General features: G+C 67.6%; 22 protein-coding genes. 9 read left to right on the forward strand and 13 right to left on the reverse strand.

Annotated elements, in window-relative coordinates; all coding sequences use genetic code 11:
- The first annotated feature begins 1 nt into the window (after position 1).
- The 3 genes from BM009_RS10615 to smc are packed head-to-tail and all read left to right on the forward strand — an operon-like array spanning position 2 to position 4,907.
- On the forward strand, positions 2-697 hold the full coding sequence (locus BM009_RS10615; protein WP_093296036.1) for a DsbA family protein: 696 nt from the start codon (positions 2-4) through the stop codon (positions 695-697).
- A gap of 24 nt (positions 698-721) precedes the next feature.
- Complete coding sequence (locus BM009_RS10620; RefSeq protein WP_093296037.1) at positions 722-1,489, forward strand: thioredoxin domain-containing protein; 768 nt, start codon at positions 722-724, stop codon at positions 1,487-1,489.
- Positions 1,490-1,499: 10 nt separating this feature from the next.
- On the forward strand, positions 1,500-4,907 hold the full coding sequence (smc, locus tag BM009_RS10625) for a chromosome segregation protein SMC (protein ID WP_093296039.1): 3,408 nt from the start codon (positions 1,500-1,502) through the stop codon (positions 4,905-4,907).
- A 76-nt stretch (positions 4,908-4,983) separates the two neighbouring features.
- Here the strand turns inward: smc and BM009_RS10630 are convergent, their stop codons facing one another.
- Positions 4,984-5,682, reverse strand: a complete 699-nt coding sequence (locus BM009_RS10630) for a helix-turn-helix transcriptional regulator (protein ID WP_093296040.1) — start codon at positions 5,680-5,682, stop codon at positions 4,984-4,986.
- Between the two features lie 88 nt (positions 5,683-5,770).
- Here BM009_RS10630 and BM009_RS10635 point away from each other — a divergent pair, with 88 nt between their 5' ends.
- Complete coding sequence (locus tag BM009_RS10635; RefSeq protein WP_093296042.1) at positions 5,771-6,169, forward strand: VOC family protein; 399 nt, start codon at positions 5,771-5,773, stop codon at positions 6,167-6,169.
- 135 nt (positions 6,170-6,304) lie between these two features.
- On the opposite strand, the gene BM009_RS10640 is transcribed toward BM009_RS10635, so the two are convergent.
- The 4 genes from BM009_RS10640 to truB all read right to left on the reverse strand — a co-directional run bounded on the left by BM009_RS10640 (position 6,305) and on the right by truB (position 10,732).
- Positions 6,305-6,742 carry a hemerythrin domain-containing protein gene (locus tag BM009_RS10640; RefSeq protein ID WP_093296043.1) on the reverse strand — a complete coding sequence of 146 codons (438 nt, stop codon included), beginning with the start codon at positions 6,740-6,742 and terminating at the stop codon, positions 6,305-6,307.
- A gap of 154 nt (positions 6,743-6,896) precedes the next feature.
- Complete coding sequence (pnp, locus tag BM009_RS10645; protein ID WP_093296045.1) at positions 6,897-9,245, reverse strand: polyribonucleotide nucleotidyltransferase; 2,349 nt, start codon at positions 9,243-9,245, stop codon at positions 6,897-6,899.
- A 183-nt stretch (positions 9,246-9,428) separates the two neighbouring features.
- Positions 9,429-9,698 carry a 30S ribosomal protein S15 gene (rpsO, locus tag BM009_RS10650; protein WP_010544825.1) on the reverse strand — a complete coding sequence of 90 codons (270 nt, stop codon included), beginning with the start codon at positions 9,696-9,698 and terminating at the stop codon, positions 9,429-9,431.
- Between the two features lie 23 nt (positions 9,699-9,721).
- A complete protein-coding gene (gene truB / locus BM009_RS10655) occupies positions 9,722-10,732 on the reverse strand; it encodes a tRNA pseudouridine(55) synthase TruB (protein WP_175487998.1) in 1,011 nt (336 codons plus the stop codon).
- Positions 10,733-10,941: 209 nt separating this feature from the next.
- On the opposite strand from truB, the gene BM009_RS10660 reads away from it, so the two are divergent.
- Positions 10,942-13,209 (forward strand): TonB-dependent receptor, encoded by a 2,268-nt coding sequence (locus BM009_RS10660; RefSeq protein WP_093296048.1) that lies wholly within the window; start codon positions 10,942-10,944, stop codon positions 13,207-13,209.
- Positions 13,210-13,288: 79 nt separating this feature from the next.
- On the opposite strand, the gene BM009_RS10665 is transcribed toward BM009_RS10660, so the two are convergent.
- The gene (locus BM009_RS10665; RefSeq protein WP_093296049.1) at positions 13,289-13,873 is read right to left on the reverse strand and encodes a thymidine kinase; all 585 of its coding nucleotides are present in this window, start codon (positions 13,871-13,873) and stop codon (positions 13,289-13,291) included.
- A 104-nt stretch (positions 13,874-13,977) separates the two neighbouring features.
- On the opposite strand from BM009_RS10665, the gene BM009_RS10670 reads away from it, so the two are divergent.
- Complete coding sequence (locus BM009_RS10670; protein WP_093296051.1) at positions 13,978-14,433, forward strand: DUF7010 family protein; 456 nt, start codon at positions 13,978-13,980, stop codon at positions 14,431-14,433.
- Here BM009_RS10670 and rbfA read toward each other — a convergent pair.
- The 5 genes from rbfA to rimP form a co-directional block, all read right to left on the reverse strand.
- On the reverse strand, positions 14,430-14,825 hold the full coding sequence (rbfA, locus tag BM009_RS10675; RefSeq protein WP_093296052.1) for a 30S ribosome-binding factor RbfA: 396 nt from the start codon (positions 14,823-14,825) through the stop codon (positions 14,430-14,432). The genes BM009_RS10670 and rbfA overlap by 4 nt on opposite strands.
- 348 nt (positions 14,826-15,173) lie before the next feature.
- On the reverse strand, positions 15,174-18,074 hold the full coding sequence (gene infB, locus BM009_RS10680) for a translation initiation factor IF-2 (protein WP_093296054.1): 2,901 nt from the start codon (positions 18,072-18,074) through the stop codon (positions 15,174-15,176).
- Between the two features lie 4 nt (positions 18,075-18,078).
- Positions 18,079-18,783 (reverse strand): DUF448 domain-containing protein, encoded by a 705-nt coding sequence (locus BM009_RS10685; RefSeq protein WP_093296055.1) that lies wholly within the window; start codon positions 18,781-18,783, stop codon positions 18,079-18,081.
- A gap of 57 nt (positions 18,784-18,840) precedes the next feature.
- Positions 18,841-20,460 (reverse strand): transcription termination factor NusA, encoded by a 1,620-nt coding sequence (gene nusA, locus BM009_RS10690; protein ID WP_093296057.1) that lies wholly within the window; start codon positions 20,458-20,460, stop codon positions 18,841-18,843.
- A gap of 6 nt (positions 20,461-20,466) precedes the next feature.
- On the reverse strand, positions 20,467-21,015 hold the full coding sequence (gene rimP / locus BM009_RS10695; RefSeq protein WP_093296058.1) for a ribosome maturation protein RimP: 549 nt from the start codon (positions 21,013-21,015) through the stop codon (positions 20,467-20,469).
- Positions 21,016-21,239: 224 nt separating this feature from the next.
- Here rimP and BM009_RS10700 point away from each other — a divergent pair, with 224 nt between their 5' ends.
- Complete coding sequence (locus BM009_RS10700) at positions 21,240-22,520, forward strand: PQQ-dependent sugar dehydrogenase (RefSeq protein ID WP_093296060.1); 1,281 nt, start codon at positions 21,240-21,242, stop codon at positions 22,518-22,520.
- A 183-nt stretch (positions 22,521-22,703) separates the two neighbouring features.
- On the opposite strand, the gene BM009_RS10705 is transcribed toward BM009_RS10700, so the two are convergent.
- A complete protein-coding gene (locus BM009_RS10705) occupies positions 22,704-23,081 on the reverse strand; it encodes a PaaI family thioesterase (RefSeq protein WP_093296061.1) in 378 nt (125 codons plus the stop codon).
- Positions 23,078-23,530, reverse strand: coding sequence for a PaaI family thioesterase (locus BM009_RS10710; RefSeq protein ID WP_093296063.1), 453 nt, complete (start codon positions 23,528-23,530; stop codon positions 23,078-23,080). Before BM009_RS10710 ends, BM009_RS10705 begins: the two co-directional genes overlap by 4 nt.
- 78 nt (positions 23,531-23,608) lie before the next feature.
- Here BM009_RS10710 and BM009_RS10715 point away from each other — a divergent pair, with 78 nt between their 5' ends.
- Positions 23,609-24,385 (forward strand): crotonase/enoyl-CoA hydratase family protein, encoded by a 777-nt coding sequence (locus tag BM009_RS10715; protein ID WP_093296064.1) that lies wholly within the window; start codon positions 23,609-23,611, stop codon positions 24,383-24,385.
- A 123-nt stretch (positions 24,386-24,508) separates the two neighbouring features.
- Complete coding sequence (gene aroC, locus BM009_RS10720) at positions 24,509-25,579, forward strand: chorismate synthase (RefSeq protein WP_093296066.1); 1,071 nt, start codon at positions 24,509-24,511, stop codon at positions 25,577-25,579.
- The last annotated feature ends 61 nt before the right edge of the window (positions 25,580-25,640 follow it).

Below are 25,640 nucleotides of genomic sequence, written 5' to 3' on the forward strand. Positions count from 1 at the left end.
GATGATGCAGCGACTCCGCACCCTGATGCTCGCGCTGGTGCCGCTCTTCGCGCTCGGCGCCGCCCCTGCACCGCAGGCCAACTGGCTCGCGACCGTGGTGGCGACACCCGAGGGCGGCTATCGCCAGGGCAACCCCAATGCGGCCGTAAAGCTGGTCGAATATGGCTCGCGCACCTGCCCGACCTGCGGCCGCTTCGCCGAGGAGGGCGTGAAGCCGCTGCGCGACCAATATGTCGCCACCGGCAAGGTCAGCTACGAATATCGCGACTATCTGGTCCACGGTGCACCGGACCTGGCGCTGGCGCTGCTCAACCAGTGCGTCGGCACCCAGCGCTTCTTCCCGGTGCTCGACGCGATCTATGCCAACCAGCCCAAGTTCGAAGAGAAGCTGATCGCGCTGGAGAAGACCCCCGCCACGCTGGAGGCCTGGCAGAAGCTGCCGCCGCCGCAGATGGCGACGCGCTTCGCCGAGGCGATGGGCATGATCGCCTTCCTCAAGACGCAGGGCCTGCCCGAGGCCAAGGCGCGCCAGTGCCTCGCCGATCCCAAGGCGATCGCGCGTATCGCCAAGACCCAGGCGGACGGCGCCAACCTCTACAAGGTGGACGGCACCCCCAGCTTCTTCCTCAACGGCCGCAAGGTCCGCGCCTATAGCTGGCCCTATCTCGAGCCCGAACTGCGCGCCGCCGGCGCCTGACCCTTTCGTAGCCCGGAGACTTCCATGCGTTTCGCCCTCGCGCTTCTTCCCATTCTGGCGCTCGCCGCCTGCAACGGCGGCAACAAGGCCGGCGGCTCTGGCGGCAACAGCAGCGCGCCCATCCAGTCCGCAGCCCCGGTCGCGAGCGTCGCGGCGCCTGCCGGCAAGCAATGGGCCGATGTGGTCGAGAAGACCAAGGACAATGGCTTCCGCCAGGGCAACCCGAACGCGCCGATCAAGCTGGTCGAATATGGCTCGCGCATGTGCCCGTTCTGCGCCCAGTTCGGCACCACCGGCGTCGGCCCCTTGCGCGAGAAGTACATCGCGACCGGCAAGGTCAGCTATGAATATCGCGACTTCCTGATCCACGGCGCGCCCGACCTCGCGCTCGCATTGCTCAACCAGTGCGTGCCTGCCGACGCCTTCTTCCCGACGCTGGACCAGATCTATGCCGGCCAGGAAGAGTTCGAGAAGAAGATCATGGCGCTCCAGCAGACCAACCCGCGGGTGCTCGACCAGATCCAGCAGATGCCGCCGCCCCAGGCCGCGGCCGGCTTCGCCCAGGCGCTGGGCATGGTCGACTTCATGAAGCAGCGCGGCCTGCCCGAGGCGCAGGCCAAGGCGTGCCTCGCCGACCAGAAGCAGATCGAGACGATCGCCAAGGTCAATGCCGACGGCGCCAATGTGTACGGCGTGAACTCGACCCCGACCTTCTTCATCAACGGCCAGAAGACCGAGGTGAACGACTGGGCCGGCCTGGAGCCGCTGCTCCAGAAGGCCGGCGCACGCTGATCGACCAGCCATGCAGATAAAGCGGCTGCGGCTGACGGGCTTCAAGAGCTTCGTCGACCCGGCCGATCTGCGGATCGAACCGGGGCTGACGGGAATCGTCGGCCCCAATGGCTGCGGCAAGTCCAACCTGCTCGAAGCGTTGCGCTGGGTGATGGGCGAGACCAGCGCCAAGTCGATGCGCGGCGCCGGCATGGAAGACGTGATCTTCGCCGGCACCGCCACGCGCCCGCAGCGCGACTTCGCCGAAGTGGCGGTGGTCGCCGACCTGGACGACCAGCAGGACGAGTTGGAGATCATCCGCCGCATCGAGCGCGGCGCCGGATCCGCCTATCGCATCAACGGCCGCGACGTGCGCGCCAAGGACGTGGCGCTCGCCTTTGCCGATGCCGCGACCGGGGCGCATTCGCCCGCGCTGGTCAGCCAGGGGCGGATCGGCGCGATCATCGCCGCCAAGCCGGGCGAGCGCCGCGCGATGCTGGAGGAGGCGGCGGGCATCGCCGGCCTCCACGTCCGCCGCCGCGACGCCGAGCAGAAGCTGCGCGCGACCGAGACCAATCTCACCCGGCTCGACGAGCTAATCGGCGAGCAGGAGCAGCGGGCCGCTGCCCTGAAACGCCAGGCGCGGCAGGCCGAGCGCTACCGCGAGCTTTCCGACCGCATCCGCGTCGCCGAGGCGCGGATGATCTTCGCCCGCTGGCGCGACGCCGCGATGGCCGCGGATGTTGCCCGCAAGGAAGCGGCCGAGGCCGAGTCGCTGGTCGCCGAGCGCACCGCCGCCCAGGCCGAGGCGGAGGCCGCGCAACTGGCGGCGGCGGAAGCTGTCGTCACGCTGCGCGCCGAGTCGCTGCGGCTGCGCGATGCTGCCAGCGATGCCCAGCACCGGCTGCAGACGCTGCGCAGCGCTCGGCATGGCGTAGAGCGGCGGATCGCCGAGCTGGCCGAGGCGAGCCGACGGCTGGAGACCGATCGCGCACGCGAAGCCTCGCTCGCCCGCGATGCCGCCGAAGCGATCGAACGGCTGACGGCCGAACAGGCAACGCTGGAGGCGCGGATCGCCGAGACCGCGGCGCGCGTGCCGCTGCTCGAGGCGGCACTCGCCGATACCGAACGCGCCGCGCGCGATGCTGAAGTCGCGCTGTCGCAGGCACTGGCCCAGCAGGCGGCCGAAGCGGCGGAAGTGCGCGTCGCCGATGCCGCGCTGTCCGCCGCGCGCGGGCGTGTCGAGCGCAGCCAGCGCGACCAGGCGCGGATCGAGGCCGAGGCGCGCGCGCTTGGCGATGCCGCACCGCTCCACGCCGAACGCCGGCGCGCGAGCGAGGCGTGGGCCGAGGCGCAGCGCCAGGCCGAAGCTGCGCGCCACGCGCTCACCCGCGCCGATGCCGAGGAGCGCGCCGCGATCGAGGCGCGCAACGGCGCCCAGGCCGCGCGCGCCACCGCGCATGCCGAACTCGCCCAGATCGACAGCGAGGCGGCGGCGCTGGCCAAGGCGACTAGGCCCTCGGGCAAGGACCGGCTGCTCGACCGGGTGACCGTCGCCGCCGGCTATGAGCGTGCGCTGGCCGCCGCGCTGGGGGACGATCTCGAAGCCGGGCTGGATACGGGGGCCGAGCGCCATTGGGGCGGTGCCGACCCGCTGCCGACCGATCCCGCGCCGCCCCCCGGTACCGCGCCGCTGGCCGAGCACGTAACCGCGCCGCCCGAACTCGCCCGGCGGCTGGCGCAGGTACTGGTCTGCGAAACCGATGCCGGTGCCCCCCTCGCCGTCGGCCAGCGATTGGTGACGCTGCAGGGCGTGCTGCGCCGCTGGGACGGCTATCGCGCCCGATCGGGCGGCGCTGCGGCGGCGGAGCGGCTGGAGCGGGTGAACCGCCTGGCCACGCTGGAGCAGGCCCGGCCTGCCGCACAGGCGGCGCTGGAAGCCGCCGCAGCGGAACTCAGCCGGATCGAGGCCAGCATCGCCGAGGCCCGCCGCAGTGCCGCCGAGAACCGCAAGCGGCTCGACCAGGCCGACCTCGCCACGCGCGAGGCGACCCGCGCCGAGGACCGCGCGGCCAACCAGCTCGAACGGCTCGAGGCCCAGCGCGCCGATCTCGAAACCCGCCGCGCCCGCATCGCCGCCGAAGCCGAGGAAGCCGCTGCCGAGCTAGCCCGCGCCGAAGCAGCCAAGGCGGCCTTGCCCGACGGCGCCGAGACCCGCGCCAAGGTCGCCGGACTGTCCCGCGAGGCGGACCATGCCCGTGCCGCGGTGGCCAGCGCCCGCGCCGAACGCGCCAGCCTCGACCGCGACCTAGCCCAGGCCCGCGAGCGGCTGGCCGCCGCAGGTGCCGAGGCGAAGAGCTGGTCGGCCCGTGCCGCCGATGCCACCCGTCGCTCCGCCGAGATGGACAAACGCGCCGCCACGCTGGCGCAGGAGCGCGAGGCGATCGCCGGTCGCCCCGCGCAGATCGCCGCCCAGCTCACCGATGCCGAGGCCGCCGACGCGTGGATGCAGCAGGAGTCCGCCGCCGCGCAGGTCGCCGAGCGCGAAGCCGATGTCCGGCTGCGCGCGACGGAGGCGGCGCTGCGCACGGCCAGCGAATCGCTCTCCGAAGCCCGCGAGCGCCGCGCCGGTGCCGCCGCCCGCGCCGAGAATCAGGATCTGCGCCGCGTGGAGATGGGCCGCGTCTCGGGCGAGCGCTTCGAATGCCCGCCGCCTTTGCTCCCCGTGCGGCTCCATTTCGAGCCTGCCAGCGTGCGCAACCCCCAAGAAGAATCCGCCGCGCTGGACAAGCTGACCACCGATCGCGAGCGGCTCGGGCCCGTCAACCTCGTCGCCGAAACCGAGCTGGCCGAGATCGAGGCCGCGTTCGGCACCAACGCCAGGGAGCGCGACGAACTGGTCCAGGCGGTCAACCGGCTGCGCGGCTCGATCGGCACGCTCAACCGCGAGGGGCGTCAGCGGCTGCTCGCCGCGTTCGAGGCGGTCGACCAGCATTTCCGCCGGCTGTTCACCACCTTGTTCAACGGCGGCCAGGCGCATCTCGCGCTGATCGATTCGGACGATCCGCTGGAGGCGGGGCTGGAGATCCTGGCCCAGCCGCCGGGCAAGAAGCTGCAGTCGCTCACTTTGCTCTCGGGCGGCGAACAGGCGCTGACCGCAGTCGCGCTGATCTTCGCGCTGTTCCTCACCAAGCCCTCGCCGATCTGCGTGCTCGACGAAGTCGACGCACCGCTCGACGACGCCAATGTGGACCGCTTCTGCGACCTGCTGGAAGCGATGACCCGCGAAACCGCGACGCGTTACCTGATCGTCACCCACAATGCCGCGACGATGGCGCGGATGCACCGGCTGTTCGGGGTGACGATGGTGGAGCGCGGGGTCAGCCGGCTGGTGTCGGTGGATCTTGGCGGGGCGACGAGCTTGCTGGCGGCGGAGTAGGTGACCGTCGCGTGGGGGCCCGCGCGCAAGCCTATTAGCGGCATGGCGGCATAAATGGATGGTGGTCCGGGAATAGTCACGAGCTTCGGGAAAGCTCCAGGGCCCGCCACTCTTCCCATCGTCGATGCAAATCCGCCTTCGAATGCGGAATGCGCTGATTTAAGGCTTCGGCAGCCACTATTCGATCTGTGCGGAAGTGACGAAATCCCTTCCGCGTTTCACACCATGCGATCAGGATGCGACTTGCCTCGGCGTACCCGAGCAGGATCGGCCAGATCGTGCGCTCGGTCTGCTCGCCGTGTCGATCGCGATAGACAAGGCGCAGCTTCGAACGGGCGCGAATCGCATTCCGAAGCATCGCCGCGTCTACGATATCCTCGACGGGAACCAAGCGCGGCGGCACGCCCGTAGTCGGTGCCATGACGAACGGCCGGAGATGCGCAGGGACGGCCGCGACGATCTTCGCCAGAACATCGTTCGCGGCGGGAGAGAGAAGCGGATCATCGCGCCCGGCGACCCACTGCGCACCCAGCACGATGGCTTCCAGTTCGACCTGGGTCAGCATCAGCGGCGGCATGTCATAGTCGGCATCCAGCAGATAGCCGAAGCCGGGTTCGCCGGTGATCGGCACCCGCTGTGCCACCAGGACGGCGATGTCGCGGTACACGGTACGCGTCGACACCTCCAGTTCGGCGGCCAGGGCAGCGCCGGTTACCGGACGTGTCGATCGCCGAAGCAGCTGGATGATTTGAAAGAGGCGATCGGCGCGAGGCACCGTCTGATGACTCCTGCTGACACGACGCTGTCAGCAGCGGTGCGATACGTGCCCGGCTTACGCAAGCCACAACCACCGGGATATCATCATGAAATTCGCCTCCGTCCGCCTGATCGCTGCCGACATCAACGCCATGGTTTCATTCTACGAGCTGGTGACGGGTGAGGCAGCCGAATGGCTCGCACCGCAATTCGCAGAAATCGTCACGCCGGGTGCGACGCTCGCCATCGGAAGCGCAGAAACGGTGGCTGTTTTTGCCGAGAACAGCGCGACCCCAGGTGCCAATCGCACCGCCATCCTCGAATTCATGGTCGAGGATGTGGACGCCGTCTTCGATCGGCTAAACGGCAAGTCCGAGCTGGTGCATGCGCCCAAGGTGTTGCCATGGGGTAATCGCACGTTTCAGGTTCGTGATCCGGAAGGCTCGGCGATCAGCATCTTCACGCCGTTCACGGATGCTGCAAAGGCCCGTTTCGGATCACGATAGGCACCGTTCTCGATGGCTCTTGCCCGAAGCGGCTCTCAAAGAGGCGGGATGGGGGGAAGATCGCGATGCGCGAACGGCGGCTTCCGGCGGCTGCGGGTACGCCCCGCAACGGACCTGCCGGACGCCGCTGGCACCTCAGTGCTTCGTCTGAAAACTCGGCTCGCCCTGCAGTGCGGCGGCGACCAGCAGGCCTTCCTCCAGCTTCACGCGGTTGCGCAGGCGCGGCAGCATTGCGCGGCTGGCGTCGGCGAAGCCTTGGCGGTCGGCGGCGATCTGCTCGGGGGTCCAGAACTGGAGATAGTCCTGCCAGTTGGCCTTGAGCCGCTCGAAATCCTCGCGGACCTGATCGACCTTGGTGCGCGAGATGCCCGGCTGTGCCGACAGCGCCAGCGTGTAGATGGTGGTGTCTTCGCGGGCGAGATGCTCGGCGACGCAGTTGAGCAGGTGATCCAGCGCGGTGGAAAGCTCGACCGGAGCGGCTTCGCTTTCAAGAAGGCCCGACAGGCGCCGCGCGAGGATGTCGATCATTTCGTGATCGTGCCGCAATTCTGCGATCGTCGTCGTTGCCATCATCGCTCTACCCTCACCCCTTAACGTCGTCTGCTCCGTTCGTTCCCCCCGCGTCTGCATAGCGCGATTTCACGCAAAGTGGAACGATGGAATGGGTTAATGAAAAAAGGGGCCCGGCAGCGCCGGACCCCTTCGTTTCTTGCGCGTAACGCGGTGATCAGTCGCGATCACCGGTCAGGAACGCGGGCAGGCCGATGTCGCCGCCGTCGTCCTTGCCGCCTTCGCTGCGCTCGCCGCGCGGCTTGTCGCCACGGTCGCGGCGGGGGCCACGCTCGCCGCGCTCGCCGCCACGGCCGCCCTCGCGACGGCGGTCGCCGCCACGATCGCCACGGTCACCGCGGTCACCGCGGTCACCGCGATCGCCACGCGGCTCGCGCGGTTCGCGGGCCGGACGCGAATCTTCCAGCTCGGCACCGGTTTCCTGGTCGACGACGCGCATCGACAGGCGGACCTTGCCGCGCGGATCGATCTCGAGGACCTTGACCTTGACTTCCTGGCCTTCGCTCAGGACGTCCGAGACCTTCTCGACGCGCTCGTTCTTGATCTCCGAGACGTGGACGAGACCGTCCTTGCCGCCCATGAAGTTCACGAACGCACCGAAATCGACGAGGTTGACGACCTTGCCGTTGTAGATCTTGCCGACTTCGGCTTCCTCGACGAGGCCCTTGATCCACTTGATCGCAGCTTCGATCTGCGCCGGATCCGACGAGCTGACCTTGATCACGCCCTCGTCGTCGATGTCGACCTTGGCGCCGGTGGTGGCGACGATCTCGCGGATCACCTTGCCGCCGGTGCCGATCACTTCGCGGATCTTCGACTTGTCGATCGTGAAGGTCTCGATGCGCGGGGCGTGCGCGGAGAGCTCGGTGCGGGCTTCGCCCAGCGCCTTGTTCATCTCGCCCAGGATGTGCGCACGACCGGCCTTCGCCTGGTTGAGCGCCGCCTCGAAGATCTCCTTGGTGATGCCGGCGATCTTGATGTCCATCTGCATCGTGGTGATGCCCTCGGACGTGCCGGCGACCTTGAAGTCCATGTCGCCGAGGTGATCCTCGTCGCCCAGGATGTCGGACAGGATCGCGTAATCCTTGCCCTCGAGGATCAGGCCCATGGCGATGCCCGAGACCGGACGCTTGATCGGCACGCCGGCGTCCATCATCGCGAGGCTGCCGCCGCACACCGACGCCATTGACGACGAGCCGTTCGACTCGGTGATGTCGCTGGTCAGGCGGATCGTGTAGGGGAAGTCTTCCTTGGCGGGCAGCACCGGGTGCAGCGCGCGCCATGCCAGCTTGCCATGGCCGACTTCGCGACGGCCCGGCGCGCCGAAGCGGCCGACTTCGCCGACCGAATAGGGCGGGAAGTTATAGTGCAGCATGAAGTTCTGGTAGCTGAGGCCGTTCAGGCCATCGATCATCTGCTCGGCATCCTTGGTGCCGAGGGTGCAGGTGGCGATGGTCTGGGTCTCGCCGCGGGTGAACAGCGCCGAGCCGTGCGCACGCGGGAGGAAGTGCGTCTCTGCCTCGATCGGGCGGATCTGCGTGGTAGTGCGGCCGTCGATGCGCTTGCCTTCCTTGAGGATGGCGGTGCGGACGATCTCGGCTTCCAGCTTCTTGGTCAGCTTGATGCCGGCCATGACTTCCTGCGGGCTCAGGCCGTCCTCGGTGAACTGCGCCTTCGCCTTGGCACGCGCCTCGTTCAGCGCGTTCGAGCGGGCCGACTTGTCGGTCAGCTTGTAGGCGGCGGCGATGTCCTTGCCGATCAGCTTCTTCAGCTTGTCCTTGATCTTGGCGTTGTCGTTTGACGACGCCATTTCCCAAGGCTCCTTGGCGGCCTGCTCGGCGAGCTTGACAATCGCCTTGACGATGTCGCGGCAGGCATCGTGCGCGAACAGCACGGCGCCGAGCATGACCTCTTCCGAAAGCTCCTTGGCTTCGGACTCGACCATCATCACCGCGTCATAGGTGGCGGCGACGACGAGATCGAGCTCGCCCTCGGCAACCTGCGCGTCGGTCGGGTTGAGGATGTATTCGCCGTTGAGATAGCCGACGCGCGCGGCGCCGATCGGGCCCATGAAGGGCACGCCCGAGAGCGTGAGCGCTGCCGAGGCGGCGATCATCGAAAGGATGTCGGGCTCGTTCTCGCCGTCATAGCTCAGCACCTGAGCGATGGCGTTGATCTCGTTGTAGAAGCCTTCCGGGAACAGCGGGCGGATCGGGCGGTCGATGAGGCGGGAGACGAGCGTCTCCTTCTCGGTGGCGCCGCGCTCGCGCTTGAAGAAGCCACCCGGGATTCGACCGGCGGCCGAGAATTTTTCCTGATAGTGGACGGTCAGCGGGAAGAAGTCCTGGCCTTCCTTCACGCTCTTCGCGGCGGTGACCGCGCACAGCACCACGGTTTCGCCGAGGGTCGCGATCACCGCGCCGTCGGCCTGGCGGGCAACCTTGCCCGTTTCGAGAGTCAGCGTCTTGCCGCCCCACTCGATCGATACAGTCTTCTTGTCGAACATGTCGTTTCCTTCACTCCCCGGTGCAAATCACGCGGGGGGCCTATGCGTGAGCCGTATGTGGCTCGTGGGACCGACCGTATTGCCGGATCCCCCGTTTCGATCCCGGCGCCATTCGCCGGGCATCGCCGATGCGTTATCGCACCGGAATGACAAAAAGGCGACCCGAAGGTCGCCTTTCCGTGGTTACTTGCGAAGACCGAGCTTCGCGATGAGATCTGCGTAGCGCGCCTGGTCCTTCTTCTTCAGATAGTCCAGCAGGCTGCGGCGCTTGTTGACCAGCATCAGCAGACCGCGGCGCGAGTGGTTGTCCTTCGCGTGGGTCTTGAAGTGCTCGGTGAGGTTGGCGATGCGCTCCGAGAGGATCGCGACCTGCACTTCGGGGCTGCCGGTGTCACCCTCGTTGCGAGCGTGTTCCTTGACGAGCGCTTCCTTGCGCTCCTGCGTGATCGACATGGCGTTTTCCTTCGACATCAAAGCTATAGATTGAAGCCGCGGACGACCCGGATGCTTCCGGCTTCCGCCTCTACCAGCGCGATCGGGATATCCCCGAGCAGCGCGAAATACAGGCCATCGTCTTTGGCAATCCCGACCAAGACCCGCCCCTGACGGAGCAGCCCTGCCTGGTCGGGGGTGAGGGAAAGAGCCGGGATGTCGTCCAGCCCCGCCCTCAGCGGCAGGCAAATGTCTTCAAGGCGCCGCTCCTTAGCGGCATCCGCCAAAGAGTCCAGCGAAATCGCTTGGTCCAGGGTGAAGGGACCGGCCTTGATCCGACGGAGATAGGTGACGTGGCCTACCGTTCCAAGGGCGCGGGCGATGTCGCGGGCGAGGCTGCGGATGTACGTGCCCTTCGAGACATGCGCGCGGAGGGTGATTTCTTCCAATTCCTCCGCGAGCCCCGCTCGGGGAGGGGGACCGTCGCGCAGCGACGGTGGAGGGGCCGCCGCGGCACGCGGCGGTTGCCCGCCGCGCCCCTCCACCATCGGCTGCGCCGATGGTCCCCCTCCCCCAGCAAGCTGGGGGAGGATTTCCAACCCGTAAATCGTCACCGCCCGGCTCTTCAGAACCACCGCTTCCCCCGCGCGGGCGAGGTCGTAGGCGCGCTCGCCATCCACCTTCAGCGCCGAATAGGCCGGCGGCACCTGCGCGATCGGCCCGGTGAAGCGCGGCAACACCGCTTCCAGCTGCGCCAGCGTCGGCCGCACCTCGGACTCTGCGACGGCCTTCCCCTCGGCATCGAGCGTATCCGTCTCCACCCCGAACCGGATGGTGAAATCGTACACCTTGTCGCTGTCGAGCATGCGGCCCGCCAGCTTGGTCGCCTCGCCCAGCGCGATCGGCAGCACGCCGGTGGCCAGCGGATCGAGCGTGCCGCCATGGCCCACCTTCACCTTGGCATAGCCGCCCTCGCGCAGCGCGCGCTTCACCGCGCTCACGCCTTGTGTCGAGCCGAGGCCAAGAGGTTTGTCGAGAAGGATCCAGCCGTGCATCGCCGCGCCATAGGTGCCGCCGCGCCCACACGCAAACGACGACATTATTGCAACACCTACTGCCAAACCGTTCGGGCGCGGCCCGAAACGCTTGCTGCGGATGACGGTTCCGCTACAGGCGCGCGAAAAATCAGCGACACCGACAAGAAACGATCGCGACAACGCGCTGGAGAGGACGAGCCAACACTGTACGGGGACTCGACTCAGCCATGACCACTTCCGCCCTTCTTCGCGGCCTGCTGCTTGCCAGCGCCGCGCTCACCGCGCCCTCGGCGCTCGCCGCCAATCGCAACGAAACGCCTGCCCCGGTGCAGGGCGCGCAGCCCGACGAGACCGCGCCGCAGCAGACCGGCGAGATCGTCGTCACCGCCCAGCGCCGCACCGAAGCCGCCAAGGACGTGCCGGTCGCCGTCACCGCGATCGGCGGCGAGAAGCTCGACGTGCTCAACTCCTCGGGGCTCGACATCCGCTTCCTCTCGGCACGCACGCCTAGCCTGCAGATCGAAAGCTCGTTCGGCCGCACCTTCCCGCGCTTCTACATCCGCGGCCTCGGCAACACCGATTTCGACCCGAATGCCGCGCAGCCGGTGTCGGTGGTGTACGACAATGTCGCCCTCGAGAACCCGATGCTCAAGTCGTTCCCGGTGTTCGACCTCGCGCGCGTCGAAGTGCTGCGCGGACCGCAGGGCACGCTGTTCGGCCGCAACACGCCGGCCGGCGTGGTGAAGCTCGAATCGCAGCGCCCGACCGACAAGTACGAGGCGCAGGGCAGCATCAGCTGGGCGACCTACAACACGATCAACGCCGATCTCGCGCTCAATGCGCCGCTGGGCAATGGCTTCGCGCTGCGCGTCTCGGGCCTGGTGCAGCATCGCGACAACTGGGTGATCAACGACAGCACCAGCGCAGTCAGCGTGGCCAATCGCAAGCTCGAAGGCTATACCGATCGCGCCGGCCGCGTGCAGCTGTCCTACACCAGCGGCGACTTCAACGCGCTGGTCAACGTCCATGGCCGCGATCTCGAAGGCACGCCGCGCGTGTTCCGCGCCGGACTGTTCCAGCAGGGCTCGAACAATTTCTCGGCCGGCTTCGATCCAAAGCACGTCAAGCTCGACGGCTACACCAGCCAGTGGCTCGAGCAGTGGGGCGGCAACCTGCAGCTCGATTATCATTTCGACGGGATCGGCACGCTCTACTCGGTCACCGCCTATGAGCGCGCCAAGGTGCAGAGCACCGGCGATGTCGACGGCGGCGACAACTACACCTTCCCGGCGCTGGGGCTGAACAACGCACTGTTCCCGTCGAACACCGGCGGCATCACCAGCCCCAAGGAGTTCAGCCAGGAGCTGCGCTTCGCGACCGACCAGTTCGGCGCGTTCCGCGGCCAGGCCGGTGTCTATTATTTCGACCAGAATCTCGATTACAGCGAATATGGCTATGATCTGGGCGGCGGCGCGCAGAACCAGAATATAGGCCACCGCAACATCAACGAGAATATCGGCGTGTTCGCCTCGGGCGAGTTCAAGGCGACCGACGCGCTGACCCTGCGCGCCGGCGTGCGCTATTCGCACGATCGCAAGAACGACGTGATCACCGGCTTCGGCCCGCTCACCGGCGGCATTACCCTGCCGCTGCAGACCAAGGTCAAGGGCGAGGCGGTAACCTGGGATGCCAGCGCCACCTATGCGCTGACCCCCGACGTCAACGTCTATGCGCGCTTCGCCACCGGCTATCTCGGCCCGGCGATCCAGGACCGCGTGACCTTCGGCTCGGTGCCGACCACGGCGGGCAAGCAGTTCACCAAGTCGGCCGAAGCTGGCGTCAAGGGCGCCCTCCCGGCCAAGGGCCTCAACTATGCGCTGACCGGCTACTGGTTCCGCACCGACGACCTGCAGCTGACCGCGGTAGGCGGCGCGAGCAACGCCAACCAGCTGCTCTCGGCCGATCACGTCAACGGCTACGGTGTCGAGGCGGAGTTCAGCTACCGCCCGGTGCGCGGGCTCGATCTCACCGCCAGCGGCAGCTACAACTTCACCCAGATCCGCGACCCCAATCTGGTCGTGGCGGCGTGCGGTTCGCTGTGCACGATGACCGATCCGACCTTCACCGTCGGCACCAGCACCTTCGCCCGGATCGACGGCAACCGCCTGCCCCAGGCGCCGCGCTTCGTGCTCAACGCCACCGCGCGCTACGGCGTGCCGCTGGCGAACGGCGGCGAGGTCTATGCCTATACCGACTGGGCGTATCGCAGCGAGATCAACTACTTCCTCTACGAGGCCAAGGAGTTCCGCGGGCGTTCGCTGGTCGAGGGCGGGCTGCGCATCGGCTATCGCGCGCCGGAAGGCTATGAGGTGGCGGCGTTCGCCCGCAACATCCTCAACCAGATCCGCGCGCAGAGCGCGATCGACTTCAACAACCTGACCGGCATGATCAACGAGCCGCGCATCATCGGCGGCGAGATCCGGTTCCACTTCTGATCGGAGGCGCGGGGAGCGATCCCCGCGCGCTTCATAGCAGGAGGGCGTCGCGGGTATCCTCGCGACGCCCTTTTTCGTTTCAGCCGATCGCGCCGCGCCGCTCGACAAAATGGCGGCGGCAGAGCGCAACATAGCGATCGTTGCCACCGATCTCGCGCTGCGCGCCCTCGCGCACCGCATTGCCCTCGGCATCCACACGCAGGTTCATCGTCGCCTTGCGCCCGCATTCGCAGACCGACTTGATCTCGACCAGCGAGTCCGCGATCGCCAGCAGCGCCGCCGCGCCCTCGAACAGCACGCCGCGGAAGTCGGTGCGCAGGCCGTAGCAGAGCACGGGCACTTCATCCTCGTCGCATACGGCGGCCAATTGCCGCACCTGCGCGGCGGAGAGGAACTGCGCCTCGTCGACCAGCACGCACGCCAGCGGCGCCGCGAAATGCGCGTCCTGCACGATGGTGCGCAGGTCGGTAGTGGCGTCGAACGGGATCGCATCGGCGTGGATGCCGAGGCGGGAATCGATCACGCCGTGCCCGCCGCGGTCATGGACGCCCGCGGTGAACAGCAAGGTGCGCATGCCCCGCTCGCGATAGTTGAAATCGGCCTGGAGCAGCGTGGTCGATTTCCCCGCGTTCATCGAGGCATAGTAGAAATAGAGCTTGGCCATGCGGGCTATCCTATGTCGGCTATCACCCCGCCGGTCCATCGGTTAGCATCGCCGAACCGCCGGGGGGGACGACGATGCGTACGGGGCTTTGGATACTGAATGTCATGGCGGTCCTCTGGTGCGTGGGAGCCCTGCACTTCTCGCGCCTGCCGCTTTGGTGGAGCGTACCGGCGGTTGCGATCAGCGCGGCGATCCTGCTGGGGACGCGGCATGCGTCGGATGCGACCCAGGAAGCCGATCGCGCACATGTCGGCCGGCTGGTGGCGATCTGGAGCAGCGCCGAGGGGGTGGCGATTTTCCTGGCGGCGAATATCCTGATCAACCTGCACATGGCCGAACGGCTGCTGCCGACGATGGCGATCATCGTCGGGCTGCATTTCCTGCCGCTGGCACGCGGGATTCCGGCGCGGGTCTATTATTGGTCGGGCGCGGCGTTGGTGCTGGTGGGCGCCATAGGCTTGCTGCTGCCGCCCGACGATGCCCCGCTGGCGACAGGTCTGCTGGCCGCCGCGACCTTGTGGGCCAGCGCACTGGCCTCGGCGAAGCGCGGTCGAGCCTAGGAGCTTTCGCCCAGGTCCTGCGCGACCTTGGGGTCGCGGAGCAGTTTGTCGATATGGCTGCCTTCGTCGAAGCTCTCGTCCGCGAGGAATTTGAGCTTGGCCGCGTACTTCATCTTCACCCGGGTGGCGACTTCGCGCTGGAGGAAGGCGGTGTTGGTGCGCAGCGCATTGAGCACCGCTTCCTCGTCCTTGCCGAGCAGCGGCTTCACGAACACGGTCGCGTGGCGCAGGTCCGGCGACATCCGCACTTCGGTTACCGACACGAGATGCTTCGCCAGCACCTCGTCATGCACGTCGCCGCGCTGGAGGATCTCGCTGAGGATATGGCGCACCTGTTCGCCCACGCGCAGCACGCGGACGGAGCGGGTTTCATCGGTGTCGTTCTGGCGCATCTTGTGATTCTGACCGGTTTTCGCTATGTGGAACGGACTGCGGTTGATGTATCCAATACGTCACTTCCTGAGCCCGGGTGTTCCAGCGCCCGGGCTCAAAGCATTTTGGGCTCCCGGCGTTCCAGCACCGAGAGCCCGCACTGGACTACTTGCGGCTCAGCTCAATCAGCTTCACCACCAGCCCGAGCAGTGCGACGATGAACGTCGCTACGCCCAGAACCAGACCTGCGATTGATTCTATACCCAATAATATCACCTCCTTTTCGGCCGCAGGTGCAGCCGAAAAGGAAGCGTATCACAGGCCAGGCCACCGAGGAACAAATCGTGTCCATCGGCAGCCCTGCCCCATTACAGCGTACGTTCGCGCAGCTCGACTTCGTACGTCTCGAGGTAATCGCCCGACTTGATGTCCACGAAGTTCTGCGTGAACGTCACACCGCACTCGAGACCTGCGCGCACTTCGGCGACATCGTCCTTGAAGCGACGCAGCGAGGCGATCTCGCCGGTGTAGATGATGACGTCGTTGCGCGTGATGCGTGCCTTGAGCGCCTTGCGGATGAAGCCGTCGACGACCAGCAGACCGGCTGCCTTGCCGTGCTTGCCGGCCGAGAAGACTTCCTTGATCTCGGCGCGGCCGACGACCGTTTCGAAGGCTTCCGGACCCAGCTCGCCCGCCATACCGGCGCGGATCTCGTCGGTCAGGTCGTAGATGACGTCATAGTACTTGAGCGCCACCTTGTTGCGCTCGGCGATCTCGCGCGCCTTGGCATTGGCGCGGACGTTGAAGCCGATGATCGGCGCGCCGCTGGCAGCTGCAAGCGAAACGTCGCTCTCGGTGATGCCGCCGACGCCCGAGTGCAGGATGCGCACGCGGATGTCGTCATTGCCCAGCTTGCTGAGCGCACCCACGATCGCCTCGGTCGAACCCTGCGTGTCGGCCTTGACCACCACCGGATATTCGATCGCCTGCTTGTCCTTGAGCGCGGAGAACATGCTCTCCAGGCTCGCCGGTGCCTGCGTCGTGCGCTTCTGGAGCAGCACGCCCTGGCGATATTCGGCCACCTCGCGGGCACGTGCTTCGCTGTCGACCACCTGCATCGGATCGCCGGCCGACGGGACGCCCGAGATGCCGAGCACCTCGACCGGCATCGCCGGGCCCGCTTCCTTGATCTGGCGACCCTTGTCGTCGATCATCGCACGAACCTTGCCGCTCTCCGCGCCGACGACGAACACGTCGCCCACGCGCAGCGTGCCGCGATTGACGAGGATCGTCGCGACCGGACCACGGCCCTTGTCGAGCTTCGCCTCGATCACGGTGCCTTCGGCCTCGCGATCGGGGTTGGCGCGCAGTTCGAGCAGTTCGGCCTGGAGCTGGATCTTCTCGATCAGTTCGTCGAGGCCGATCTTCTTCAGCGCCGAGACTTCGACGTTCTGGACGTCGCCGCCCATCTCTTCGACGATCACCTCATGCTCGAGCAGACGCTCGCGCACCCGCTGCGGATTGGCGCTGTCGAGGTCGACCTTGTTGATCGCCACGATCATCGGCACGCCGGCCGCCTTGGTGTGGTTGATCGCCTCGATCGTCTGCGGCATCAGCCCGTCGTTCGCGGCCACCACCAGCACCACGATGTCGGTGACATTGGCACCGCGGGCGCGCATGTCGCTGAACGCTTCGTGGCCCGGCGTGTCGAGGAAGGTGATCTTCGACTTGTCCTTCAGGGTCACCTGATAGGCGCCGATATGCTGGGTGATGCCACCGGCTTCGCCGCGCACCACATCGGTACCGCGCAGCGCGTCGAGCAGCGAGGTCTTGCCGTGATCGACGTGACCCATGATCGTGACGACCGGCGGGCGCGGCTGCAGCTTGTCCTCGGGATCCAGCTCGGTATCGACCTGGATATCGACGTCGCTGTCGCTGACGCGCTGCACATTGTGGCCGAACTCGGTGACGAGCAGTTCGGCGGTATCCTGGTCGATCGACTGATTGACCGTGACCATCATGCCCATCTTGAACAGGGCCTTCACCAGATCCGCGCCCTTTTCGGCCATGCGGTTGGCGAGTTCCTGCACGGTGATGGCATCGGGCACCACCACGTCGCGGACCTGCTTGATCTGCGGCTCGCGCGGGCCGCCATAGGAGCGGCGATGCTCCTTCTCACGGGCGCGCTTCAGCGCGGCAAGGCTGCGCGCACGTGCACCATCGTCGCCACCGAGCGCACGGGTGACGGTGAGCTTGCCCGACTGGCGGCGATCGTCGCCCTTGCGGTCGCGCGACGGCTTGGCCGGATCGGCACCGGGGCGGCGCGGCGCGGCGCCGGGACCCGAAGGGGCCGGACGCGGCGCACCGGCACCGGCAGCGGGACGCTGCTGGTTCTGGTTCTGCGCAGGCTGTTGCGACTGCTGCTGAGTTGCGGCGGGCGCTGCGGCCTGCTGCGGCTCGGGCTTGGGCTGCGGCTTGGGAATTTCCGGGCGCACCACGGGCGTGAAGCGACGCGGCGCCGGCAACGACGCATCGAGCTGCAGCGTGATCGGACCCTGCGGGACCGGACGACGCGGCGGCTGTGCCGGAGCGGCGGGCTTGGGCGCTGCTGCCTGCGGCTGGTTAGCCTGGGGCTGCGCGGGCTTGGGCGCTGCCGGCTGCGGAGCAGCGGCCTGCGGTGCAGCCGTCTGCGGCGCGGGTGCCGGAGTCGGCTCGGGCGTCGGCGCGGGTGCGGGGGCAGGAGCCTCCGCAGCCACTTCCGGCTTCGGTTCCGGTGCGGGCGCAGGCGCCGGGGTCGGCTCGGGGGCCGGCGTCGGGGCGGCAGCCGCCTCGGCGCGCGCCTCGATGCGGCGACGCTCTTCTTCCTGCGCTTCGGCGCGGAGGCGGTCGTCGCGACGACGGCTCTCTTCCAGCGCCTGCATGCGCTGTTCCTCGGCCTCGCGGAGCAGCTTGGCCTGGCGCTCCTGCGGAGACAGGTTGTCCATCGGCTTGCGCGGCGGCTGGGGAGCGGCACGCGGCGGCTGCTGCGGGGCAGCGGCGCGCGGAGCCTGAGCAGCCGGCGCCTCGGGCGCAGCGGCAGGGGCCGGCGTCGACTCGTCGATCGGCGCACCCTGCGGGCCGAGGACACGGCGACGCTTGACCTCCACGACCACGGTGTTGGAACGGCCATGGCTGAAGCTCTGCTTCACCTTGCCGGTTTCCACCGTGCGCTTCAGACCCAGCGGTGCGCGCATGCCCAGTTTCGGCTTGTCGTTTTCGGTGTCGCTCATGCGGCTACTCAAGTTCCTCGATAGTGTTCGTCGTCAATGGCACGGCGGACGGCAAAGCCGATGCGCCTTGCGATTCGGAATCGCAAGACACGGGATCAGGTTCGGGTCCGATAAAGTGCAGCCAGCGATCGAGCGCTTCGCTCGTCCGTTGCGCCGCCCGGGCGTCGATAAGTCCGGCGTGTACCACATTTTCGCGGCCTAACGCCAAGGACAATATGGTGCGCGAGACCGGCAATGTTAAGCCCTTGAGGGCAGAACCTTCCCGATCCGAGCCAACCCGCCACGCCTGGGCCAGCTTTCGGCTGCCGTCGTCGCGGGCGTCGGAGGCGTGCAGCAGCAGATGGAGTCGGCCGCTGCGCGCGGACTTTTCGATCCGCTCGGCACCGATCACCACATAGCCCGCCTTCGCCTCCAGCCCCAGCCGATCGAGCGCGGCGCGCTGCAGCTGGGCGGCGATCCGGTCCTCCAGATCGTCGGGAATGCGAATCTCGCCGGTACGGAAGCTGCGCGACAGCGCGCCCCGCAGCTTGCCCTTGTCACGCGACGCCGTCAGCCCCGCCTTGTCGACGGAGATCCAGGCGCCGCGGCCGGGAGCCTTGGCACGAATGTCGGGCAGCACTTCGCCCTCGGGCGAAAGCACGAGTCGGATCAACCCTTCCCGCGGCGATTCCTCGCGCGACAGGATGCAGGTGCGAACCGCGTCGGTCATCGTCCCCTCCCGTGGCCGAGAGGGGGGATGACCAGTGCCAAGGTCAGTCGGCGCGTATCATTGTTCGGAGTCCGCAATTGCGTCCTCCTCGCCTGCTTTCGCAGGTTCTTCATCGGCGAACCAATGGGCGCGGGCCGCCATGATGATCTCGTTGCCCTGCTCGTCGCTCAGGCCATACTCCGCCAGGATGCCGCCCTTGGGCTCCTTGCGGGGGGTATCGTCGCCGCGGCGACGCGGCTCGGCGCGCTTCTTCTCGACCAGCTCGTCGGTCGCCAGGTCGGCGAGGTCGTCGAGCGTCTTGATGCCCGCCTTGCCGAGCGTGACCAGCATCGCTTCGGTCAAATACGGCATGGTGGTCAGCGCATCGTCGACGCCAAGCGCGCGGCGCTCCTCGCGATTGGCTTCCTCGCGGCGCTCCAGCGCTTCCTGGGCGCGGTTCTGCAGTTCCTGGGCGAGGTCCTCGTCGAAGCCCTCGATCGTCGCGAGCTCCTCGATCTCGACATAGGCGACCTCTTCCAGCGCGCCGAAGCCTTCGGCGACCAGCAGCTGGGCCAGCGTTTCGTCGACGTCGAGCTCGTTCTGGAACATCTCCGAACGCTCGACGAATTCCTTCTGGCGCTTCTCGCTCGCATCCGCCTCGGTGAGGATGTCGATCGCCTTGCCGGTCAGCTGCGAGGCCAGGCGCACATTCTGGCCGCGACGGCCGATGGCGAGGCTCAGCTGATCGTCGGGGACGACCACTTCGATGCGATCCTCTTCCTCGTCGATCACGACGCGGCTGACATTGGCCGGCTGCAGTGCATTGACGACGAAGGTTGCCGTGTCCGGCGACCAGGGGATGATGTCGATCTTCTCGCCCTGCATTTCCTGCACGACGGCCTGCACGCGGCTGCCCTTCATGCCGACGCAGGCGCCGACCGGATCGATCGAGCCGTCATGGCTGATCACGCCAATCTTGGCGCGGCTGCCCGGATCGCGCGCGGCGGCCTTGATCTCGATGATACCGTCGTAAATTTCGGGCACTTCCTGCGCGAACAGCTTCTTCATGAACTCGGGGTGCGCCCGGCTCAGGAAGATCTGCGGGCCGCGGTTCTCGCGGCGGACGTTGAGCACCACCGAGCGGACGCGATCTCCGACGCGCACCACTTCGCGCGGGATCTGCTGGTCGCGGCGGATCACGCCTTCGGCGCGGCCGAGGTCGACGACGACATGGCCGAACTCGACGCGCTTCACCACGCCGGTGATGATCTCGTTCACCCGATCCTTGAACTCGTCATACTGGCGCTCGCGCTCGGCGTCGCGGACCTTCTGGAAGATGATCTGCTTGGAAGCCTGCGCCTGGATGCGGCCGAACTCGATCGGGGGCAGCGGATCGACGATGAAGTCACCGACCTTCGCGCCCTTCTGGAGCTTCTCGGCGCCCTTGAGGTCGACCTGCTTGAAATAGTCGTCGACCTGCTCGACCACCTCGACGACGCGCCACAGGCGGAGATCGCCCGAGACCGGATCGAGCTTCGCGCGGATGTCGTTCTCCACGCCGTAGCGGTTCTTCGCGGCGCGCTGGATCGCGTCTTCCATCGCCTCGATGACGATGGCCTTGTCGATCAGCTTTTCCTTCGCGACCGAATCGGCGATCGCGAGCAGCTCGGCCTTGTTGGCAGAAATGGCGGTGGCCATCCGGGCTTATCCTTCTACTTCGATAATCTTGTCGGCGCCCTCGGCAGAGAGCGGCGCGGTGGCGGCGATCAGGCGATCGGTCATCGTCAGCTTGGCATCCTCGATCGCCGCGAACGGCAGCACATGGTGCGTCTCGTCCTGCGTCACGATCGTGATGGTGCCCGCGTCCGCATCGATGCCGGCGAGATCGCCCTTGAACTGCTTGCGCCCATCCAGCTTCTCGGCGAGCGTAATGCGCGCTTCATGGCCCTGCCAGTCGGCGAAATCCTGCAGCCGGGTGAGCGGCCGGTCGATCCCGGGCGAGCTGACTTCCAGCCGGTACGCGTGGTCGATCGGATCACGGCCCTCAGCCTCGAGACGATCCAGCAGGTCCGAGATGCGGCGCGACAGATCGGCGCAATCGTCGATCGTCAGCTGGCGCGTATCCGGGCGTTCGGCCATGATCTGCAGCGTGGGATCGCTCTGGCCGCCGAACAGCTTCACGCGCACCAGGGCGAAGCCCAGTGCCTGCGCTTCGGTTTCGATCATCTTGGCCAGTTCGGCGAGATTCGCCACACATGTCTCCGGTTGAAATCAAGCAGCTTCGGCGCCGGTGCCTGGTGGCGCCGACCTCGATCATGTTTGACGATGTCCGAGAAAGCATCCGCGATATACGCAATCGTGTCCCTCGGAGCAAGGGGGCGCCTCGCACCTTGCATCTTTTCGCGGACGAAAGTCGTTGCAACACGTTGCAAAACCGGCTGCGTTCGCGGCCGAACCATCGCCGGAGAGGATTCCCCATGCCCCGTTCGCTGCTGCTGATCCCGATTTTGTTCGCCGCTGCCTGCTCGTCGCCCGGCTCCAATGCCCAGCAGCCGACCGGTGCGGCCGCCACGCCGACACCGCTGCCGGTGCCGAGCGGCACCCCCGCCCCGCTGCCCGCCGGCGTGCCGTTCAGCGCGATCCGCGTCGCCGATTTCGATTCGCCCTTCGCGCTCGCCTTCCTGTCCGACGGCGCCGCGCTGGTGACCGAGAAGGCGGGGCAGCTGCAATATTGGGAGGTCAACCAGAAGGCGCAGGCGGTAACCGGCGTGCCCAAGGTCGCAGCCGGTGGCCAGGGCGGCCTGCTAGATGTCGCGCCGGCGCCGGACTTCGCCAGCAGCAACACGATCTACTTCACCTATTCAGAGCCGCGCGCCAACGGCAGCGCATTGGCCCTCGCCCGCGCCAAGCTGACCCGCGGCAAGGCGATGGCGCCGCGACTCGACAATGTCGAGGTGCTGTTCCGCTCGGGCGCGGACGGCGATGGCGGCCAGTTCGGCGCGGTGATCGCCTTCGCGCCCGACGGGAAGTCGCTGTTCCTCTCCTCGGGCGAGCGCCAGCGCTTCACCCCCGCGCAGGATCCCAACCAGGCGATCGGCAAGATCCTCCACCTGACGCTCGACGGCAAGCCGGCCTCGGACAATCCGGACGCGGGCAAGGTCGGCGCGACCAGCGTGCAGGTCATCGACCCGCCCGAGGACACCGAAGCCGCCAAGACCGCCAAGGGCCGCCCCTTCGCCTTCGACGGGCCGAACCCGGCACCGGCGTCGATCTGGAGCAGCGGCCATCGCAACCCCTATGGCCTGGTCTTCGACGCCTCGGGCAATCTGTGGGAGCATGAGATGGGCCCGCAGGGCGGCGACGAGCTCAACCTGATCGTCAAGGGCCGCAACTATGGCTGGCCCAACGTCTCGTTCGGCGAGAACTACAACAACAAGCCGATCCCCAAGCCCAAGGCGGGCGACGGCTATGAGATGCCCAAGCTCTATTGGGTGCCGTCGATCTCCCCCTCGGGGCTGATCTACTACACCGGCAGCGAGTTCCCGCAGTGGAAGGGCTCGCTGCTGATGGGCGCGATGTCCGGCCAGGCGCTGCTCCGCATCGCGCTCGACGGCACCAACGCCCGCAAGGCCGACCAGTGGAACCTGGACATGCGCATCCGCGACGTAGCGCAGGGGCCGGATGGCTCGCTCTGGCTGCTGCAGGACGGCGCCAAGGGTGACGGCGGCTGGCTGATGCGGGTTACGCCGAAGAAGTGAGGCCGTCAAATTCCTCCCCGGGCGTAGCTCAGGGAGGGGGACCGCCGCCGTTAGGCGGTGGTGGAGGGGCCGCCGCGCAAGCGGCGGTGCCCTGCCCACCGGCCAACCGCGCCTGGCGGCGCGGCCCCTCCACCACGCTGCTGCGCAGCGCGGTCCCCCTCCCCCGTTGGGGGAGGAGTTGGATCACCGCACGATCAGAAAGTTCATCCGCGCCGCCGCGATCGGCCGCGTCTCCTCGTCCTGCCACGCCACCGCGCTGACATTCGCCACGCGCTTGCCGAGCCGCGTCACCGTGCCCCTCGCGCGCGTCTCCTTCTCACGCCCGCCGCGCATATAGTCGACAGTGACGTTGACCGGCTTCACCTTCGCCCCGCCTTCCGCCTCCAGCGCCTGCAGCAGTGCGCCGACCGCCGCCATCTCGAGCAATCCGCCGATCGCACCGCCGTGGAGGAAGCCCGGTCGCCCGACGACATCGCCGGAAAAGGGCAGCACCAGCACCGGCGCCTCCGCACCCGGCTCGAGGGTGAGCCCCAGCAGTTCGGCATAAGGAGGAAGCTTCACCAGTAGCCCTCCGCTGCCATGAAAGTCCCCGCGACATGCGCCAGCGGGTCGGCCGGATCGCCGTCATGCGCCTGGCCGCGGACGAACGCGATCGAGCGGGTCAGCCGATAGCATTCGCAGCGCCCGATCACCGTCTGGCCGGTGCGCGCAGGCCGCAGATAGTCGATCCGCAGATCGAGCGTGGCGTGCGGCAGGAACCTGCCCACCTTCAGCCACACCGCGACGCTGCTCGCCATGTCCATCAGCGCCAGGATCGGGCCCGAGGCGAGCACGCCCGTCTCCTCCTGCCCCACGAGGTCCGCGCGCCAGGGCAGTTCCAGCTCGGACCAGTCCTCGCCATGGTCGCGGTGCGCGACGCCCAGGCGGCTGCCATGGTTGGGAAAGCGGAGCGCGAAGAAGGCGCGCGGATCGAACCGGGGCGGCGCCGCGGAATCGCTGGACTGGGACATACCCGTTTTTCTAGCGTGGCCGTCTTGCCCACGCAAATGCTTCGCCGCACATTGGCAACGAGCGAGAGAGGATGCGGAATGAGCGAGCGCGTGACGTGGACCATCGAAGGCGGCGTGGCCGACGTACGGCTGAACCGGCCGGACAAGATGAACGCACTCGACCCCGCGATGATCGACGGACTCCTTTCGGCGATCGACACGCTCGGCCAGACCGCCGGCCTGCGCGCCGTGGTGCTTTCCGGCGAAGGCCGCGCCTTTTGCGCCGGGCTCGACATGACGAGCATGGCCAATGTCGGCAGCGGCGTCGACATTGCGGCGCGCACGCACGGCCTGGCAAACAGCTACCAGCAGGTCGCCTGGGGCTGGCGGACGCTGGCGGTGCCGGTGATCGCCGCAGTGCACGGCGTTGCCTTTGGCGGCGGGCTGCAGATCGCCAGCGGTGCGGACATCCGGATCGCAGCCCCCGACACCCGGCTCTCGGTGATGGAGCTGAAATGGGGCATCGTGCCCGACATGGCCGGCTTCGTGCTCTGGCGCGGCACCGTGCGCGACGACGTGCTGCGTGAGCTCACCTATACCGCGCGCGCGTTCGACGCGGCGGAGGCGCACATGTTCGGCTTCGTGACCCGGCTGGCCGACGATCCGCATGCCGAAGCCCTGGCGCTCGCCCACGCCATCGCCGCCCGCAACCCGGACGCGATCCGCGCCGCCAAGCGCCTCGCCAACCATGAGGGCGATGCCGCCGCGATATTGATGGCCGAAAGCGTCGAGCAGGCGGCACTGCTCCGCACGCCCAACCAGATCGAGGCCGTAATGGCCAACCTGCAGAAGCGCAGCCCCCAGTTCCGCGACTGACGAGCGCATACCGCAGCTTCAAAAGCTCGCGCGGCCTGATCCGCTTCGGCTGAACGGGTTGCAGCCGCGCGCGACACCTGCGAAACGGCCGGCGGTTTCAACCCAGACGGAGGGCGTGCGCCGATGTCGTTCAACAGCTTCGGTCGCGTGTTCCGCTTCACCACGTGGGGCGAGAGCCATGGTCCTGCGCTGGGCGCCGTGGTCGATGGCTGCCCGCCCGGACTGACGCTCAGCGAGAGCGACATCCAGCCCTTCCTCGATCGCCGCCGCCCCGGCCAGTCGCGCTTCACCACCCAGCGGCAGGAGCCGGACCAAGTCCGCATCCTCTCCGGCGTGTTCGAGGGGCGCACGACGGGCACGCCGATCGCGCTGCACATCGACAATGTCGACCAGCGCTCCAAGGACTATTCGGACGTTGCCAAGGCCTATCGCCCCGGCCATGCCGACTATGCCTATGACCAGAAATACGGGTTCCGCGACTATCGCGGCGGGGGCCGTTCCTCGGCGCGCGAGACCGCGGCGCGGGTCGCGGCCGGTGCCGTCGCGCGGCTGGTGATCCCGGAGGTGACGATCACCGCCTGGGTCGAGGCGATCGGCGGCGATACGATCGACTATGCCAGGTTCAACGCGGCGGAAATCGGGAACAACCCCTTCTTCTGCCCCGATCCCGAAGCTGCACAGCGCTGGGAAGGGCTAGTCGACGCCGCCCGCAAGGACGGCTCGTCGCTCGGCGCGGTGGTCGCCTGCGAGGCGACCGGTGTGCCTGCCGGCTGGGGGGCGCCGCTCTACGCCAAGCTCGACAGCGAACTGGCGGCGGCGTGCATGTCGATCAACGCGGTGAAGGGCTTCGAGATCGGCGACGGCTTTGCCACAGCCGCCCTGCGCGGCGAGGAGAATGCCGATGCGATGCGCCCGCGCGGCGATGGCGGCGTCGATTTCCTCGCCAACCATGCCGGCGGCATCGCGGGCGGCATCGCCACCGGCCAGCCGGTGCGGATGCGCGTGGCGTTCAAGCCGACCAGCTCGATCCTGATCCCGGTCGAGACCGTCACCCGCGAGGGTGAGGCCAGCGAGATTCGCACCAAGGGCCGCCACGACCCCTGCGTCGGCATCCGCGGCGTGCCCGTCGTCGAAGCAATGGTGGCGCTGGTACTGGCGGACCAGAAATTGCTGCACCGGGCGCAGGTCGGCTGACCTTGCACTCGACTCGCCCCTGAGCCGTTCGCTTTTATCGATTAATCGAAATCAGTTGGTG

The sequence above is a fragment of the Sphingomonas sp. NFR04 genome, from assembly GCF_900114095.1.
GTDB lineage: Bacteria > Pseudomonadota > Alphaproteobacteria > Sphingomonadales > Sphingomonadaceae > Sphingomonas.